Here is a 17,948-nt window from a genome sequence, read left to right as displayed (position 1 = left end):
CGGCACCAGCGAGCGATTCCGGGAAATTTCAGTCTGCGGAGGTTAGCTTCCACATAGCAGAACTTGCAAGACCCGAAGTCGGCGTCGGTCGTGGAGTGAAGTGCCGGCCGTGTGATCAGAGACGGATTACGCCTTCGCTCACCGTGGGTTCAGCCACAACGCCACCATGAAGGCCGCACCAGCCTCCCGGGACGTCGCGAAAGCCACCTTCATCCCGTCGCCGCCCCGCCGCGAACACGCCATGTTTGCCCTGTCACCCAATAACCCCCTTTGACTTACCCCGCAATACCTTCCCCGGTATCGACCACGCCATTCGCGAATCAAGTGTCGAGGATCCTTACTTCTTCTCCTTGAGATCGGCCGCCTTCACGCCGACGAGAAGGACGATCACCGCGATCAGCACCATCCCGCTGCTGATCTGCAGCCCGAGGCCGAGACTCCCGGTCGCGGACTGGATGAACCCGAGCAAGGAAGGCGAGGCGGCGGCCGCGAAGGAGCCCATCGAGGTCACGACGGCGATACCGGTCGCGGCCGCGCGGTCCGAAAGATAGATCGACGGGATCGAGTAGAACACCGTCAGACCCGAGTAGTGCGCCGCCGCGAGGACGGCGAGCAGCACCACGACCGCGAAGACATTGCCGTGGAAAAGGGAGATCGCGAACATCGCGAGCGCCGCGACGATCCAGGCCGTGGCGGCGTGCCAGCGCCGCTCGAGGGTGCGGTCGGAATGCCGTCCCACGATCAGCATGGCGACGATCCCGGCCAGCGGCGGCACGGCGGAGAACAGGCCGAGGTCCAGCACGTCGCCCACGCCGGCGTCGGCGATGATCCTGGGCGCCCAGAAGGAAACCGCGTTCGCGAGGGTGTACGCGCCGCACGCGCACAGCCCGAGGATCCAGACCTTGGGGTCGCTCAGCGCGGCGCGGAGCCCGGCATGGGTCCGCGTGCCGCCCGCGCCTCCCTTGAGCAGCTGATCGGCGTCGAGGTCGGCGCGGACCGCGGCCTTCTGCGCCGGAGTGAGCCAGCGGACCTGTTCGGGCTCGTCGGCGAGCCAGAACAGCACGGCGAGGGCGAGCAGGATCGGCGGGATGCCCTCGACGAGGAACAGCCATTGCCAGTCCGCGAGTCCCGCGACACCGCCGAGGCTGTGCATGATGCCGCCGGAGATCACCGAACCCACGATCCCGGAAACCGGCACCCCGATGAAGAAGATCGCGGTCATGCGGGTCCGGCGCGCCGACGGGAACCAACGGGACAGATAGAACAGCGCCCCGGGGAAGAATCCCGCTTCGGCGACGCCGAGCAGGAACCTCGCCACATAGAACGTGTACTCGTCTTGGACGAACATCGTCGCCACGGTCACGACGCCCCAGGAGGCCATGATGCGCACCAGGGACTTGCGCGCCCCGATCCGTGCCATCAGCGCGTTACTCGGCACCTCGAAGAGGATGAACCCGACGAAGAACACCGTCACGCCGAGGCCGTAGACCGCGGGGCCGAAACCGAGGTCGCGTTTGAGGCCTTCCTGCGCGATCCCGATGTTCGTCCGGTCGATGAAGCTGACGATGTAGCAGATCACGAGCAAGGGCATGATCCGCAGCGCGATCGCCCGATAGGTGGCAGGACGGTCGACCGGCATGGCGGACTGTTCGGTGGCTGGACTGGGATCGGCCACGGTCTTCGACTCCCTTGTCGGCGGCGGGGACGACGCGAGCATGCGCGCAAGTGTTGATACTGTCAACACTCGGTGCCCGATGGGTAGGATGCCCGGCATGACCGAACGTCCGGACGGACACGAGCTCGTCCCGATCTCCCAGCTGCTGTCCTACCGACTCTCCCGCACGTCGGCCGCCTTGTCGCGCTCAGCAGCGTTGCGCTACCGCCGGGAGTTCGACGTGAGCCTCGGCGAATGGCGGGCGATCGCCCTCATCGCCGCGGACCCGACGCTCACGCTCAACCGGCTGGCCCGGCGGGCAGGCCTGGACAAAGCGCAGATGAGCAGGGTGGTGGCGAAGCTGGTCGAGCGCGGCTTGGTGAACCGCACGGCCGCTTCCGGCCGCACTTCCCGCCTGGCGCTGACCGAGGACGGGCTCACCGTGTACCGGGGTCTCATCGTCGCGGCGAACGAGCGCGACGCCGCCTTCCTCGGCATCCTGACCTCCACCGAAACCGAGATCCTCGAACGCGCCCTGGACAAGCTCGCCGACGCCGCGCTCGTCATCGAACAGGAGGAGCGCGAGCGTGACACGAAACCCTAAGTGTTGACATTATCAACTCGCGGCGGGTAATTCTGGAGTCACCGTAGGAGGTGACTCGATGACCGACGGGGTCACGATTTGTGAGTGCTTCGCCAGGGACGGGCTGCAGCACGAGCCCGCGTTCGTCCCCACCGCGACGAAGGTCGCCCTGCTGGAAGGTTTCGCCCGCGCGGGGTTCACCCGTATCGAAGCCACGAGCTACAGCCACCCGGAGCGGGTCCCGGCGTTCGCCGACGCGAGCGAGGTGCTCGCCTCCCTCGGCCACCGGCCGGGCGTGGCGTTCAAGGCGACGTGCCCCAATCCCCGCGCGGTGACCCGTGCGCTGGAAGACCTGGATCGCGGAGCCGGGGCTCAAGAGCTCAGCCTGCTGGTCTCGGCCAGCGAGAGCCACACCGAACGGAACCTGCGCACCACCCGCGCCGCCCAGTGGGACCGGGTCGCGGAGATGATCCGCCTGGCGGACAAGCGTTTCCGCCTGATCGGCGTCGTGTCCGTCGCCTTCGGCTGCCCGTTCGAAGGCGCTGTCGACCCGGGCCGGGTCGCCGAGGACGTCGCCCGCTTCGCCGACCTGGGCGCCGACGCGGTCACCCTGGGCGACACCACCGGGGTGGCGACGCCGAAGACCGTCACAGCCCTGTTCGAGCGGCTCGGCCGGGCCCACCCCGGACTGCCGCTGATCGCGCACTTCCACAACTCGCGGGGCGCCGGCATCGCTAACGCCGTGGCCGCGCTGGACGCGGGCTGCCGCCACTTCGACAGCGCGATGGGCGGGGTCGGCGGCCACCCGGCGTCGATCGGCTACGGCGCCGGGCTGACCGGGAACGTCTGCACCGAAGACCTCGTCGACCTCTTCCACGCGATGGGTGTCCGAACCGGACTGGACCCCGGCGCGCTCGCCGAGTCGTCCGCCGCCTGCGAGAAAGCACTCGGCCGTCCGCTGCACAGCATGGTCGCGCGAGCCGGTTTCGCCCGCACACAAGGAGAAAGCCGACGATGATCCTGCTCACCGAGGACCGCGACCGGGTCCGCGTCCTCACCCTCAACCGGCCGGACAAGCTCAACGCGCTCGACACCGCCCTCACCCGGGCGCTGCGGGACGCGCTCGACGACGCCGACCTCGACCCCGCCGTCCGCGCGGTGGTGCTCACCGGCAACGGCCGCGGATTCTGTGCGGGCGCGGACCTTTCCGAGTTCTCCGCGCTCACTCCGGAGCAGCCCGACGCCGTACTGGAGCGAGCGGCGCTGACCGCCGGGCTCCAGACGCGGATGCAGCGGATGGGCACCCCGGTCGTCACCGCGGTCCGCGGCGCGGCGGTCGGCGGCGGCGCGGGCCTCGCGATCGGCGCCGACATGGTCGTCGCGGGCACCGACCTGCGCTTCGGCTACCCGGAACTGCGGCACTCCCTCGTCCCGGCCCTGGTGATGACCGGTCTGGTACGGCACCTGGGCCGCAAACTCGCCTTCGAGCTGATCAGCACCGGCAGGCTGCTCACGGCGGCCGAAGCGCTCGAACACGGCCTGGTCAACAGCGTCGTCGAGCCGGAGAACGTCCTCTCCGCCGCGCTGGAGATCGCCGCGGGCTGGGCGGCGGTGGAGCCGCGCGCGCTGAGCGCCGCCAAGGACCTGTTCTACCGGGTCGCCGACCTGCCGACCGACGCCGCCGTGCGCGCCGGCCAGGACGTGAACGCCCTGATGCGGGGGTTCCGCCGGTGACTCCGCCCCTCGAAGGCATCACCGTGCTCGACTTCTCCCGGGTGCTGGCCGCCCCGATGGCGACGCAGATCCTCGGCGAGCTGGGCGCGACGGTGATCAAGGTCGAACGGCCGGGCTCCGGCGACGAGACGCGGGGCTTCGAACCCCGGCTCCCCGCCGGGGAAAGTGCCTACTTCTTCGCCGTCAACCGGGGCAAACGTTCGGTGACCCTCGATCTGAAGGACACCCGCGGCCGCGACGCCGCCCGCCGCATCGCCGCCCGTGCCGACGTCGTCGTGGAGAACTTCCTGCCCGGCACGATGGACCGGCTCGGCCTCGGCTACGAGGAGCTGGCCGCGGGCAACCCCGGCCTGGTGTACGTCTCCGCCACCGGGTTCGGGCAGACCGGCCCGGACCGTGCCCGCAAGGGGTACGACACCGTCTTCCAGGCCCTGTCCGGAGTCATGGCGATGACCGGCGAACCGGACGGCCCGCCGGTCAAGACCGGGATCCCGGCGGCGGACCTGACCTCCGGGCTCTGGGTGGTCATCGCCGTGCTGACCGGGCTGGCGGGCCGGGGAACCACCGGACGCGGCCGCCACCTGGACGTGTCGATGATGGACGTCCAGCTCAGCCTGCACGCGCTGAACGCCGCCCGGCTGTTCGCCCTCGACGAGGATCCGGCGCGGACCGGCAGTCAGCACCCCGGTCGCGTCCCGTCCGCCGCCTTCGAGGCCGCGGACGGCCGCTGGGTGCACATCAGCTGCAGCGACCAGCACTGGCAGCCGCTGTGCCGCGTGCTCCGCCTCGACGACCTGGAGTCCGACAGCGAACTCCGGCACAACGCCGGTCGTGTCGCCCACCGGGACCGGGTGATGACCGCGCTGCGGTCGGCGATCGCCGACCGCGAAAGCGGCAAGCTGGTCGAGGAACTGCGTGCGGCCGACGTGCCGGTGGGCGAGGTCCGGGGTGTCCGAGAGGCACTGGACGATCCGCACGCGCGGGCGCGCGGCGTCGTCGGCACCTTCTCGCATCCCACCGAGGGCGAGTTCCCCGCGATCCGCACTCCCCTGCGGGAAACCGGGGCACGGCCACATGACCTGGAGAGCCCGCCGTTGCTGGGCGCCGACACCGAAAGTGTGCTCGCGGAAGCGGGCTTCGGCTCGGCCGAGATCGCCGCCCTGCGCGGCGAAGGAGTGATCTGAGTGGACGAGCGGATCCTGCTCGACGTCACCGCCGGGATCGCCCGGCTGGAACTGGCCCGCCCGGCCGCGCGCAACGCCGTGGACCTGCCCCTGTGTCTTCAGCTGCGCGCGGCGTTCGACGAGATCGACGCCGACGAGTCTGTCCGCGTCGTCCTGCTCTCCGGGCAGGGTCCGGTCTTCTGCGCGGGCGCCGACCTCAAGGAGCGCACCGGCAAGGACGCGTCGTGGATACGCCGCCGCCGCGTGGCCTCGTTCGCCGCCTACGCCGCGATCGCGGCCTGCCGCCGTCCGGTGATCGCGCTGGTGCACGGGGCCGTCGTCGGCTCGGGCGGCGAGATCGCCCTCGCCGCCGATTTCGCCATCGCGGCCGAGGGCACCACGTTCCGCTTCCCCGAGCCGCACTGGGGCACGATCGGTGCCACCCAACGGCTGCCGAGGGCGATCGGGCCGCGCCGCGCCAAGGAGCTGCTGTTCACCAATCGCCCCGTCGGCGCGGAAGAGGCCCGTGACCTCGGGCTCGTCGTCCGCGTCGTTCCCCCGGCGGAGCTGGCCGACGTCGGCGACGAGACAGCGCGGACCATCGCCAAGGCACCACCGGGTGCCATCGCGCTGACCAAACGCGCGGTGGATCTCGGCACCGAAACCGACCTCGACCGCGGCATCCGCATCGAAATGGCCGCGATCGAGCAGAATCTGCAGACTGGCGACTGGCGTGACGGCGTCGAGCGCTTCTCGGCCACCGCGACAGCCAAGGAGGCAGAGTGATGGACCTGCGCACCGTCTGCCCGCTCACCGCGCACGAGGCGCTGGAGCGCGCCGCGCTGACCGCGCCGGACGTCGAGGCCGTCGTCACCGCCGAATCCCGCGTCACCTACGGCGAGCTCGCCGGGAACGTCGCGCGGATCCGGTCCGCGCTCGCGGCACACGGCGTCGGACGGGGTGACCGTGTCGGCGTCTGCCTCGGCAACGGGCCCGACTGGGTCGCGCTGTTCGTCGCGATCGGCTCGCTCGGCGCCGTCACCGTGCCCGTCAACACCCGGTGCACCGCCGACGAGGTGCGGTACATGCTGGCCAAGGCGAAGGTGTCCACGCTCTTCGTCGCGGACCGTGTGCTGCGCGTCGACTTCGTCGCGATGCTGCGCGAGCTGGGCCTCGGGACCGACGGGCGCTGCGCCACGTTGCCCGACCTGACCTCCGTGGTCGTACTGGGCACGGAGGTGCCGGAGGGGGTGACGTCCTGGAAGGCGTTCCTCGCCGCGGCCGACGGCGACACCCCGGCCACCGCGGAACCGGACGACGTGCTGCTCGTGCAGTACACCTCGGGCACGACATCCCGCCCCAAAGGTGTCCTGCTCACCCATCGGAGCATGTGCGCCAACGCGTACTTTTCGGGTGCCCGGCTCGGGTTCCGTCCCGCCGACCGTTTCCTCAGCGCCCGTCCCTTCTTCCATGTCGCCGGAAGCACGCTTTCGGTGCTCGCCAGCCTGCAGCACGCCGTCACCTTGGTGGCCATGGCCAAATTCGAGGCGGGAGAGGCCCTGCGTCTGCTGGAAGAGGAGCGCTGCACCCATTTTTCGGGCAACGACACCATCGCGATGATGTTGCTCAACCATCCGGACCGCGCGACGCGGGAACTCCACCTGCGCGGTGCCTGGGTCGCGGCGTCGCCGACGGTGATCCGGCGGGTGATCGACGAGCTCGGTGCCCGTGAATGCGTCGCGGGATACGGCCTGTCCGAGGCTTCGCCGAACGTCGCGCAGTCCTGTTGGTGGGAGCCCGAGCAGATCCGGGCTTCCGGCGCGATGGCCGTCGAACCCGGGGTGGAAGTCCGCATCCGCGCGCTCGACGGGGACCACGACTGCGCGCCGGGCACCCCGGGCGCGATCCTCGTCCGCGGCTGGAACGTCATGCGGGGCTACCTCGACGATCCCGGGCAGACCGCCGCCGCGATCGACGCCGGCGGCTGGCTGTCCACCGGGGACATCGGTCTGCTCGACCTGTCAGGCAGGCTCCATTTCTCCGGGCGTACCAAGGACATCATCCGTGTCGGGGGTGAGAACGTCGCCCCGGCCGACGTCGAGGACGTCCTGCACCGGCATGCCGCGGTCCGGCAGGCCGCGGTGGTCGGGGTGCCTCACGAGCGGCTGATCGAGGTCCCGTTCGCGTTCGTCGTGCTCCGCGAACCCGACGCCGTCACCGAGGAGGAACTCTTGCGCTGGGCGAAGGCGAACATGGCGGGTTTCAAGGTGCCGCACCATCTTCGGATCGTCGACGACTTCGAGGGGATCGGCATGACCGCGAGTTCGAAGGTGCGGAAGAACCAGCTCGCGGAGCACGCCCGCACCCTGCTCGGGCCTGTCCGATGAGGCGGATCCGCACCCCCGTCACCGAACTGCTGGACATCGCGCTGCCGATCGTGCAGGCGGGGATGTCGTGGGCCTCGTCGTGCTCGGCCCTGCCGCTCGCGGTGAGCGACGCCGGCGGGCTCGGGGTGGTCGCCGCGGGACCGATGCGGCTGCCGGACCTGGCCCGCACCCTCGACGAATTGGCCGACGGCACCGAGTCGCCGTGGGCGGTGAACCTGCCGCTCTACCGGGCGGGTGCCGAGGAAGTGATCGAGTTGCTGCTCGAACGGCGCCCGCCGGTGCTGATCGCCTCGCAGGGCGGTCCGCGACGCTACCTCGAGCGCTTCCACGACGTCGGGACGACCTGCCTGCACGTGGTCTCCGGAACCGAGCACGCGAAGAAGGCCGTCGACGCCGGTGTCGACGGGCTCGTCGTGGTCGGCGCCGAAGCCGGAGGACATCCGCCACCCGGCCTCGTCACGACACTGGTCCTCACCCGCGCCGTCGCCACCGCTGTCCCGGACACGCCGATCGTCGCGGCCGGGGGCCTGGCCGACGGCGCCGGCCTCGCCGCGATGCTCGCGCTCGGGGCGGGCGCCGCCCAGTTCGGCACCCGGTTCCTCGCCAGCACCGAAGCCACCGTCCACCCGGACTACAAGGCCGCCGTGGTCGCCGCCGGGATCGACTCGACCCGCACGGTCGGCCGGGACCTCGGCCTGATCCGCGCGCTGGCCAACGACTTCACCGACCGGATGACCGAACTCGAGGACGCCGCGGCCGACGTCGAACGGCGACGTGAGGTGTTCGCCGCCTCGACCCTGCGCGACGCCGCGCTCGACGGCGACCTGAAGAACGGCAAGGTCGAAGCGGGCCAATCGGCCGGGCTGGTGACCGATGTGCTGCCCGCGGGTGAGATCGTGCGGCGGATCGTGGAGGAGTACGACGCGGCGGTGGAGCGGCTGCGGCCCTGAGGAGTGGGGGCAGGGCGATCGTGGCGTGCTGGGTCGGGTTGGTCGTGAGTGGCGATTCGGGTTCTAGCCAAGGGCGCCCTAGGTACCTACTGGATTTTGCGTGCGAGTGTTCGCAAGTTCGTGCTGCCCAGCGGCCGTGTCGCGAAAGCCACTTTCGGGACATCAGACGTCGCGAAAGTGGCTTTCGCGACACCCGGGCTGGCTGGCGCGGCCCTCGCAACGGCCCGCCACGCCACTGCCGCTCTGGCTCGCCCCCGCAGTACATGAAGGCCCCCTTCCTTGCGCCTAGGTACAGGAAGGGGGCCTTCATGTACTCGGGAAAGGACCTTCACGCGCCGCCGCCCGTGACTGCCGGGCTGGCGGGCGTCGCTGAGGCTTCGGAGGGCGATCACGTAGTCCGTGAAGGCCTCCTTCACTACCTTCAGGGTAGGCAAGGAGGCCTTCACGGACCTGCAACCAACCCAGCCAGCAGGTATCTAAGACCCCTTCGGCACTAACCCGAATCGCCACTCACGACCAACGTGACCGACCCGGTACCGGCCCCCCTGCCCGGTTTGAAGTACGTGAAGCCTGTCCCGTCGGTAGCGCGACATTACATCTGTAATGTAGCCTCCTCCCACAAGCCCTCAGACGCGCAAGGAGGTTCCGGGAATGAAGCGGGCACTCCAGCGCGCCGCGGTCGAAGTCGTGGCACGCGAAGGACTCCGCGGCCTCACCTACCGCGCGGTCGCGAAAGCGGCCGACTGCACCACAGGCGCGGTCCAGCACCATTTCTCGTCCATCGACGATCTCCTCCAGTCCTCATTGGACTGGGTACTCGAAGAGAGCGCGGAGAACGGCCTGATCGGCGCCCGCACCGGAGTGTTCGCCGACGGCGAGGAAGTCCGGAAGCGATACCAGGACAGCGCGGAGATCCAGATCTTCCAGTACCAACTGGTCGTCGAGTCCGCTCGGCGACCGGAGTTGCGGCCGGTGGTCCGACGGCTCTATCGCGGATATCTCGACGCGGTCGGCAAAGAACTGCCCGCGGACGACGGATTCGCGCAACTCGTTTTCTACGCCCTCGACGGAATATTCCTACACCAGGTGGCGGACCCGGACGTCGACCCCGGCCCGGCACTCGAAGCCCTGCACACCATCCTGGCAAAGCACGGCTAAGACCGGCAGTACTGCCGCCCGGTGACACGCACCCCGCGTGACACCGGGCCACAGTACTGCCATTTTTCGTTACAGGGCAACAACTCCCGACTGTCCTTTTCAGACTTTCGAAACCGATTAGGTGTTGACTTAATCAACACTCGGGAGTCAGACTCGGCGCATCCCTGAAGCGAAAGGCCTTCCGATGCCCGACACCGCTGCCGCGACCCTGCTGATCGACGGTCGCCGGCTTTCCGCCCCGGCGACGTTCGACGTCGTGGACCCCGCGAGCCTCGACGTCCTCGGCCAGGCAGCCGACGCGGACCCCACCCACGCTCTCGCCGCGCTCGACGCCGCGGCCGCCGCCGCTCGCGGCTGGGCGGACACCGATCCGGAGACCCGCGGTGGTCACCTTCGCGCCGCGGCGGCGGAAATCCGGGCACGCCAAGGTGAACTCGCCTCGTTGCTGAGCCGCGAGAACGGCAAACCCCTCGCGGAGGCCGCGGGCGAACTCGCGAGCGGGGCGCGGATGCTGGAGTGGGCCGCGGAAGAGGGGCGCCGCGCCTACGGCCGGGTCACCCCCGCCTCCGCGGCGGGCCCCGGCCTGGTGCTGCGCTCCCCCGTCGGGCCGGTCCTCGCGATCACGCCGTGGAACTTCCCGGCGAGCATGCTGCTGCGCAAGGTCGGCCTCGCCCTGGCCGCGGGCTGCCCGGTGATCGCCAAACCGGCCGAACAGACACCGCTCATCGCCACCGCGCTGCTCGACATCCTGCAGGCGACCGGCCTTCCCGCGGGTGTGCTGCAATCCCTGACCACGAGCCGCCCCGCGGAACTCGTCGGAGCGCTGCTTGCCGATCGCAGGCTGCGCAAGGTCTCCTTCACCGGATCGACCGAGGTCGGCCTCGGCCTGCTGCGCCAGACCGGCGACACGCTTCGCCGCACGTCGCTCGAAATGGGCGGGCACTCCCCCGCGATCGTCTTCGCCGACGCGGATCTCGAAGCGGCCGCCACCGGCGTGGTCACCGCGAAGTTCTTCAACGCGGGCCAAAGCTGCACGGCCGTGAACCGGCTTTACGTCCACGAAAGCGTACGAGACGACCTGCTCGCGCTGATCGAGAAGAAGACGGCCGCGCTGCGCGTCGGACGCGGAGACGCCGAAGGCACCACAGTCGGTCCGTTGATCGACGAGGCCGGGCTCGCGAAGGTCGAGAACCAGGTCGCCGACGCCGTGGCCAAGGGCGCCCGGGTCCTGATCGGCGGTGGCCGCTGGGAGTCCGGCGACCCGGCGCTGCGCGGCCACTGGTTCCGGCCGACGGTGCTGACCGGCGTCACCGCGGACATGCTCATCAGCCGCGAAGAGACGTTCGGCCCGGTGCTCGCCGTCGCCACGTTCACCGACGACGACGAGGCGATCGCCCTGGCCAACGCCACGGACTACGGGCTCGCCGCCTACCTGTTCGGCTGCGACCTGCGCCGTGTCTGGCGGGCGCTCGACCGCTTGGACTTCGGCGTGATCGGGGTCAACGACCCGGCCCCGGTCCGCCCGGAACTGCCCTTCGGCGGTCAGAAGAACTCCGGCCAGGAACGCGAAGGCGGCGCCGAAGGCATCGAGGCCTACACCGAGACGAAGGCCGTGGCGCTGCGTTTCTGAGCAGGCCCGGGCAAAGAAAGGACCTTCATGACCAGCACCACCGAGCTCGCCGCTCTCGACCGGCGCACCCTCGTCCACCCGCACACCACGATCGGCGCCCCGGCCGAACCGCTCATCCTCGACCGTGGTGAGGGCGCCCTGCTGTGGGACACCGAAGGCCACCGGTACATCGACGGCACCTGCGGGCTGTGGCAGTGCCCGGTCGGCCACGGCCGCACCGAGCTCGCCGACGTCGCCGCCGAGCAGATCCGACGGCTGGAGTTCTACTCGTCCTTCGGCGACTACTCGAACGCTCCGTCCATCCGCCTCGCCGAACGGCTGTTGTCGCTCGCACCCGCCGGTCTGGAACGCGTGTTCCTCACCAACGGCGGTTCGGAGGGTAACGAGACCGCGATCAAGCTCGCGCGCCTCGCCTTCCACCACGCCGGGTCCCCGGAGCGGACGGTGGTGCTGGCCCGGACCGGCGGTTACCACGGCATGGGCGGCGCCTCGCTCGCCGCCACCGGGATCGAGGGCCTGCGCGCCGGGTTCGGCCCGCTGCTGCCCGACATCGAATGGCTGGGAAAGCCCCACGCCATCGAGTACGGCCCGGACGCGACGGACGTGCTCGTCGCGGAGCTGGAACAGCGCATCGCCGAGATCGGCGCGCATCGCATCGCCGCGTTCATCGGCGAACCGGTGCTGGGTGTCGGCGGGATGGTGCCGCCGCCGGACGGGTACTGGCCCCGCGTGCAGGAAGTGTTGCGCCGCAACGGGATCCTGCTCATCGTCGATGAGATCGTGACCGCCTTCGGCCGGACGGGACAGTGGTTCGGCAGTCAGCACTTCGGCATCGAGCCGGACATGATCGTCACCGCGAAGGGCATCACCAGCGGCTACGTCCCGATGGGCGCGGTGCTCATCGGCCGCCGGGTGCTCGACCTTGCCGACGGCGCCACGTTCCTGCACGGTTTCACCTACAACGGCCATCCCGTCGGCGCCGCGGTCGCGCTGGCGAACCTCGACATCATCGAGCGGGAGAACCTGCTCGAACGCGCCCGTGTCCTCGGCGCCCGGCTGCGCGCACGGCTCGACCCGCTCACCGAACTCCCCCACGTGCGCGAGGTCCGCGGGGTCGGCCTGATGCTCGGCATCGAATTCACCGACGTGCCGACGGCGTCGGTGCAGTCCGGCTGCCGCGCGGACGGCGTGGTGGTCCGCGCCTCCGGCACCAGCATCGTGCTGTCCCCGCCGCTGGTCATCACCGAGGAGCAGCTCGACACCCTGGCCGACGTGCTGTGCCGCCACGTCGCGGCCGCGGCGAGCTGAGCGGGGACCCCGATGAGACGCCGGATACCGACGCTGCTGTCCGCCGCGCTGACCGTTCCCCTCGTCGCCACCGGATGCGCCATTTCCGAGGGCGGCCCGAATTCGCTCGTGTTCGTCTCCTACGGCCAGGGCGCTTATCAGGCGGGACAGCGCTCGGCGTGGCTCGACCCGTACGAGAAGCGGACCGGGACCACGGTCACGATCGACGGCCCGTCGAGCAACGCCAAGCTGAAGGCGATGGTCGAGGCGGGCAAGGTCACCTGGGACGTCGTGGACACCGACGCCTCCGCGGCCGCCGCGGTCTGCGGCAGCCTGCTCGAACCGATCGACATGGGACCGCTGGCGGCGGGTTTCCCGAAGGGGTCGCTGACCGACTGCGGGGTGCCGGACGCCTTTTTCGGCATGATGCTGATGTACGACACCAAGGTCTACGGCGACCACCCGCCGACCCGCATGGCCGACTTCTTCGATCCCCGGAAGTTCCCCGGACGGCGGATCATCTACGGCGGCGACCCGAGTGTGGGCACGATCGAGGCCGCCCTGCTGGCCGACGGAGTCCCGCGCGACGCGCTGTACCCGCTCGACGTCCCCCGCGCGCTGTCGATGTACGACCGGATCCGGCCGTTACTCACCATCACCAGCACCTACGGCGACCAGCAGCAGCGGATGGCGGGCGGGCAGGCGGACATGGCGCTCATCGTCAGCGCCCGCGCGTTCTCGCTGCTGAAAGCCGGGGCGACCCACTGGAAGGTGGTGCCCGGCATCCCCGTCCCGGTGACCTGGGACGTGCTCGTCGTACCCAAGGGGACACCGCGCGCGGACGAGGCCAAGCGGCTGATCCGGTTCGCCTCGGAACCGGCGCAGGCGGCAGCCTTCGCGGCCAGTGCGGGCGTCGGGCCCGCGAACACCGCCGCACCCCCACTGGCCACGGCGATCGGCCGGGAACTCGACATCTGGGGAGAGGGCAAGGAGGACCTGCGGGTGCTCAGTGACGTGCGCTGGTGGGCGGCGAACCGCACCAGGCTCGTCAAGGCCTGGTCGGACTGGAGGACCGGATGATCACCGTCCTGAGAACGAGGCGGCCCGCTTCCGCGGCCTGGCTGCTGTTCCCCGCCGCGGCGGTGGTGCTCGTGTTCTTCTTCTATCCGCTCGCCGCGATCCTCTGGCGCAGCTTCACCGAACCCGATTTCGGCGTCGGCAACTACCTGGCCGTCCTCGGGGACGAGGTGCAGATCCGGGTGCTGCTCCGGACCTTGCGGACCGCGCTGATCATCACCGTCGCCACCCTGATCGTCGCCTATCCCTACGCCTACGCGATGACCCTGGTCGGGCGCCGGGCCCGCACGGTCCTGACGCTGCTGGTCCTGATGCCGTTCTGGACCAGCGTGATGGCCCGCAACTTCGCTTGGTACGTCCTCGAACAGCGAGGCGGCGTGATCGAGAAGGTGCTCGCTTCGATCGGCTTCGACGGAGTGGTGCTCCTGGGTTCGGTGGCCGGGGTGACCGTCGCGATGGTGCAGGTGATGCTGCCGTTCATGGTGCTGCCGCTGCACAGTTCCATGACCGGGATCGACCGCAGCCTGCTCCACGCCGCCGGCAGCCTCGGCGCTTCCCGTCCGGTCGCCTTCCTGCGGGTGTACGTGCCGCTGTCGATGCCGGGAGTCCTGGCGGGAGTGTCGGTGGTGTTCATCATGTCTCTCGGCTTCTACATCACCCCGGCACTGCTCGGCACGCCGCAGCAAGCGCTGGCCGCGCAGGTGATCGGGACCCAGGTCAACGACCTGCTCGACTTCGCCGGGGCCGGCGCGCTCGGGGCGATCCTGCTGGTCGTCACGCTCGTGGTGCTGGCCGTGCTCAGCCGGGTGGCCGCACCGCTGGGTACCAGCGCGGCGGGAGGTGCCGACCGTGGCTGACAAACCGTCCATTTCCAGGGCCGCGCTCCGGCAACGAACGCTCGGCTGGGGACTGCGCGCGTGGGTCGCCGTCGTCGGGTTCGTGCTCGTCGCGCCCACCCTCGTCGTGATCCCGATGAGCTTCGGCGCGGGCTCGACCTTCCAGTTCCCGCCCGACGACTGGTCGTGGCGCTGGTACGGCGAGTTCTTCGGCAGCAAGCAGTGGCTCGCCGCGCTGGGCAACTCGGTCCAGGTCGGCCTGCTGGCGGCGGTGCTCGCGACGGTCGTCGGGGTGGCGGCCGCGTTCGGTCTCGACCGCGCGCGGTTCCGCGGCCGCGGCGTCGTACGGCAACTGCTGATGGCGCCGATGATCCTGCCCGGGATCGTCGTCGCGGTCGCCGTCTACGGGGTCTTCCTGCGCTGGCAGCTCAACGGGACGATGCTCGGTTTCGTGCTGGCGCACGCCGTGCTGGGCGTGCCGTTCGTGCTGACCTCCGTGCAGACCAGTCTCGCCGGGTACGACCCGGTCGTGGAGAAGGCCGCGGCGAGTCTCGGCGCGCCGAAGCTCACGACGCTGCGCAAGGTCGTGCTGCCGATCATCGCTCCCGGCGTGCTGTCGGGTTTCGTGTTCGCCTTCGCGACCTCCTTCGACGAGGTCGTGGTCGCCCTCTTCCTGCAGACGCCCGCCATCAAGACCCTGCCGGTGAAGATGTACGAGTCGATCGTCCTCGAGATCGACCCCACCATCGCCGCGGCGTCGAGCCTGATCGTCGTGTTCACCACGATCCTGCTGTTCGTGCCCACGTTCCTGCGCCGACGGAGCCACCATGACTGACGACCACCGCGGTATCACCACCGCCAACGTGACCAAGGCGTACGCCGGTGTCGACCGTCCCGCCGTGGACGACGTCTCGCTGCACATCGCCGACGGCGAGTTCATGACCTTCCTCGGCCCGTCGGGTTCGGGCAAGACGACGATGCTGTCGATGATCGCCGGCTTCACCCCGCTCACCGAGGGGTCGATCACCCTGGACGGCCAGGAGATCTCCCGGCTCAAACCGCACCGGCGCGATCTCGGGGTGGTGTTCCAGCAGTACGCCCTGTTCCCGCACATGTCGGTCGCCCGCAACGTCGCGTTCGGGCTCACCCAGCGCAAACGGCCGAAGGCGGAGATCGACCGCCGGGTCACCGAGGTGCTGGAGATGGTCGGCTTGTCCGCGGTCCGGGACCGGTTGCCCCGTCAGCTTTCCGGCGGTCAGCAGCAACGGGTCGCGCTGGCCCGCGCCGTGGTCTACCAGCCCCGGGCGCTGCTGATGGACGAGCCGCTGGGCGCCCTCGACAAGAAGCTGCGCGACCAGCTGCAGCGCGAGATCGCCCGGATGCACCGCGAGCTGGGCATGACGTTCCTGTTCGTCACCCACGACCAGCAGGAGGCACTCACCCTGTCCGATCGGATCGCGGTGTTCAACGAGGGCCGGATCGAACAGGTCGGCACGCCCGAAGACCTTTACGAGCGCCCGGAAACGTTGTTCGTCGCGCAGTTCGTCGGCGAGTCCAACGCCTTGTCCCTCACGCCCGGCGAAGTCACGATCGTGCGGCCGGAGCGGCTGACCCTGTACACCCGGGCCGAACCGGTGCCGTCCGGGCATCAGCGGGTCAGCGCCCAGGTCACCGACATCGTCTACGTGGGCGACCACAGCCGGATCTGGCTGCGGTACGCCGACGGCGCGCGTGGTTGCGCGGTGCTGGCCGCGGGCGCGGCACACGAACACCGTCCCGGCGATGACGTGACCGTGGCCTGGCATCCGGAACATCAGGCGGCCGTCCCCGCCGCGGAAAAGGCGGCGGTATGACCTCCGATCTGCTCCTGCACGGCGGTCTCGTGCGCACCTTCGACGCCGAACCCGGGAACGCCACGGCGATCCTGCTTTCCGGCGGCCGCGTGGTCGCGGTCGGGGACGACGACACCGTCTCCGCCGCGGCCGCCCCCGGCACGCTGTCGATCGATCTGCGGGGACGCACTGTCCTGCCGGGGATCAACGACGCGCATCTGCATCTGGCCTGGTATGCCCTGGCCGGGCCGGAGTTCTGTGTGAACCTCGCGGCCGCGGCGAGCCTCGCCGAGGTCCGGCGGGCGCTGGACGCCGCGCCACCGGGCGAATGGATCGTCGGCCGCGGCTGGCGTGAGACCACCATCACCGAGTTCGCCGACGGCCGGGCCGCACCGTCACGAGAGTGGCTCGACGACGCGACCGGGACCCGGCCCGCGGTGCTGCACCACGCCTCGTCCCATTCGATCTGGGTCAACAGCGCCGCGCTGGAGCGGGCCGGGATCACCGCGGCGACACCGGATCCCACGGCGGGAGAGATCGTCCGGGACGCCGCCGGGGAGCCGACCGGAGTGCTCCTGGAAAGCGCGCAGGAACTCGTGGCCGGGTTGCTCCCGCAGCCGACCCGGGACGAACGGCTGGACGCGACCGCGCGCACGATGGCCCGGCTGAACCGGCTGGGCGTCACCAGCGTCACCGATCCGATCGTTCCGCCCGGTTTGTGGCAGGACTACCGGGAGCTGCACGCGGCGGGCCGGATGACGCTGCGGGTCACCGCGCTGCTGCACTGGAACTGGCCGTCTCCCACGACTTCGGCGGCCGACTTGGCCCGGGCACTGGACGGTACGGACCTCGATACCGGGGACGACCTGCTGCGCATCGGCGGGATCAAGCTGTTCGCCGACGGCGTCCCGACGCACTGCACGGCCTGGATGCACCGGCCGTATCCCGATGGCGGGCACGGAAGTCTCGTCACGGCCGGGTCCGGCGATCCGGAACAGGTCCGGGAACTGCATGAACTGATCGCCGTCGCCCACCGGCGCCGGGTGCGCGTGCAGGTCCACGTGACCGGCGATCGCGCGGCCGACGCCGTGGTCAACGCCATCGAGGCCGCCGCGGCCGCCGACCCGTGGCCGGACGCGCGGCACGTGCTCATCCACGGCACCTTCCTTTCGCCGGAAGTGCACGAACGCCTGGCCCGCACCGGGACCGGCGTGATCACCAGCTCGCTCATGCGGACGTTCAGCGGTCCGTCGATGGTCCGGATCGTGGGCGAAGACCGCTGGCAGGAGTCGTTCCCCGCGCGGACGCTGCTCGACCACGGGGTGGCGGTCGCCGACAGTTCGGACGCCCCGGTGACCGAGCCGGACTGGCGACGCGGGGTCGCGACGTTCACCGGCGAGCCGGGGCCCAACCCGTTTTCCCTGCTCCCGCAAGAGAAATGGCTCAGCCGGGAAGAAGCGTTGCGACTGTGGACGACCGGCCCGGCGTGGCTGGAACATGCCGAGAGCCGCAAGGGGACTCTGGCGCCGGGCCGGCTCGCCGACCTGACCGTCCTCGACCACGACCCGGTCACCGCGAGCGGGCGGGAACTGCTCGGCACCCGTTCGGACCTGACCGTCGTCGGTGGGCACGTGGTGTCCGAAGCGGACTGAGGAAC

Annotated in this window: 16 protein-coding genes; 15 read left to right on the top strand and 1 reads right to left on the bottom strand. The window is 70.3% G+C overall.

Annotated features, from left to right (window positions below; translation table 11 throughout):
* Positions 1-337 precede the first annotated feature (337 nt).
* Positions 338-1,717 carry an MFS transporter gene (locus BKN51_RS08755; protein ID WP_233224178.1) on the bottom strand — a complete coding sequence of 460 codons (1,380 nt, stop codon included), beginning with the start codon at positions 1,715-1,717 and terminating at the stop codon, positions 338-340.
* A 55-nt stretch (positions 1,718-1,772) separates the two neighbouring features.
* On the opposite strand from BKN51_RS08755, the gene BKN51_RS08750 reads away from it, so the two are divergent.
* The 15 genes from BKN51_RS08750 to BKN51_RS08680 all read left to right on the top strand — a co-directional run bounded on the left by BKN51_RS08750 (position 1,773) and on the right by BKN51_RS08680 (position 17,943).
* On the top strand, positions 1,773-2,258 hold the full coding sequence (locus BKN51_RS08750) for a MarR family winged helix-turn-helix transcriptional regulator (protein ID WP_101613125.1): 486 nt from the start codon (positions 1,773-1,775) through the stop codon (positions 2,256-2,258).
* Between the two features lie 58 nt (positions 2,259-2,316).
* Positions 2,317-3,255, top strand: coding sequence for a hydroxymethylglutaryl-CoA lyase (locus BKN51_RS08745; protein WP_101607146.1), 939 nt, complete (start codon positions 2,317-2,319; stop codon positions 3,253-3,255).
* A complete protein-coding gene (locus tag BKN51_RS08740) occupies positions 3,252-3,971 on the top strand; it encodes an enoyl-CoA hydratase/isomerase family protein (protein ID WP_101607145.1) in 720 nt (239 codons plus the stop codon). The genes BKN51_RS08745 and BKN51_RS08740 overlap by 4 nt, the downstream gene beginning before the upstream one ends.
* Positions 3,968-5,155 carry a CaiB/BaiF CoA transferase family protein gene (locus BKN51_RS08735; RefSeq protein ID WP_101607143.1) on the top strand — a complete coding sequence of 396 codons (1,188 nt, stop codon included), beginning with the start codon at positions 3,968-3,970 and terminating at the stop codon, positions 5,153-5,155. Before BKN51_RS08740 ends, BKN51_RS08735 begins: the two co-directional genes overlap by 4 nt.
* Positions 5,156-5,920 (top strand): enoyl-CoA hydratase/isomerase family protein, encoded by a 765-nt coding sequence (locus tag BKN51_RS08730; RefSeq protein WP_101607142.1) that lies wholly within the window; start codon positions 5,156-5,158, stop codon positions 5,918-5,920.
* On the top strand, positions 5,920-7,521 hold the full coding sequence (locus BKN51_RS08725) for an AMP-binding protein (RefSeq protein WP_101607140.1): 1,602 nt from the start codon (positions 5,920-5,922) through the stop codon (positions 7,519-7,521). The genes BKN51_RS08730 and BKN51_RS08725 overlap by 1 nt, the downstream gene beginning before the upstream one ends.
* Positions 7,518-8,471, top strand: a complete 954-nt coding sequence (locus BKN51_RS08720) for an NAD(P)H-dependent flavin oxidoreductase (protein ID WP_101607138.1) — start codon at positions 7,518-7,520, stop codon at positions 8,469-8,471. The genes BKN51_RS08725 and BKN51_RS08720 overlap by 4 nt, the downstream gene beginning before the upstream one ends.
* A 651-nt stretch (positions 8,472-9,122) precedes the next feature.
* Positions 9,123-9,629 carry a TetR/AcrR family transcriptional regulator gene (locus tag BKN51_RS08715; protein ID WP_101607137.1) on the top strand — a complete coding sequence of 169 codons (507 nt, stop codon included), beginning with the start codon at positions 9,123-9,125 and terminating at the stop codon, positions 9,627-9,629.
* Positions 9,630-9,813: 184 nt separating this feature from the next.
* Positions 9,814-11,259 carry an NAD-dependent succinate-semialdehyde dehydrogenase gene (locus BKN51_RS08710; protein WP_101607136.1) on the top strand — a complete coding sequence of 482 codons (1,446 nt, stop codon included), beginning with the start codon at positions 9,814-9,816 and terminating at the stop codon, positions 11,257-11,259.
* A gap of 27 nt (positions 11,260-11,286) precedes the next feature.
* Entirely contained in the window at positions 11,287-12,567 is a 1,281-nt protein-coding gene (locus BKN51_RS08705) for an aminotransferase family protein (RefSeq protein ID WP_101607135.1), read from the top strand.
* A 12-nt stretch (positions 12,568-12,579) separates the two neighbouring features.
* Positions 12,580-13,626, top strand: coding sequence for an extracellular solute-binding protein (locus BKN51_RS08700; protein ID WP_101607134.1), 1,047 nt, complete (start codon positions 12,580-12,582; stop codon positions 13,624-13,626).
* Positions 13,623-14,480 (top strand): ABC transporter permease, encoded by an 858-nt coding sequence (locus tag BKN51_RS08695; protein ID WP_101613124.1) that lies wholly within the window; start codon positions 13,623-13,625, stop codon positions 14,478-14,480. The genes BKN51_RS08700 and BKN51_RS08695 overlap by 4 nt, the downstream gene beginning before the upstream one ends.
* Positions 14,473-15,294 carry an ABC transporter permease gene (locus BKN51_RS08690; RefSeq protein ID WP_101613123.1) on the top strand — a complete coding sequence of 274 codons (822 nt, stop codon included), beginning with the start codon at positions 14,473-14,475 and terminating at the stop codon, positions 15,292-15,294. Before BKN51_RS08695 ends, BKN51_RS08690 begins: the two co-directional genes overlap by 8 nt.
* On the top strand, positions 15,287-16,312 hold the full coding sequence (locus BKN51_RS08685) for an ABC transporter ATP-binding protein (protein WP_101607132.1): 1,026 nt from the start codon (positions 15,287-15,289) through the stop codon (positions 16,310-16,312). Before BKN51_RS08690 ends, BKN51_RS08685 begins: the two co-directional genes overlap by 8 nt.
* A complete protein-coding gene (locus BKN51_RS08680; RefSeq protein ID WP_101607130.1) occupies positions 16,309-17,943 on the top strand; it encodes an amidohydrolase in 1,635 nt (544 codons plus the stop codon). The genes BKN51_RS08685 and BKN51_RS08680 overlap by 4 nt, the downstream gene beginning before the upstream one ends.
* Positions 17,944-17,948: the final 5 nt, after the last annotated feature.

This window comes from Amycolatopsis sp. BJA-103, assembly GCF_002849735.1.
Lineage (GTDB): Bacteria > Actinomycetota > Actinomycetes > Mycobacteriales > Pseudonocardiaceae > Amycolatopsis.
Note: the sequence above shows the minus strand (reverse complement) of the source record. Positions and strands in the feature narration are given on the sequence as shown.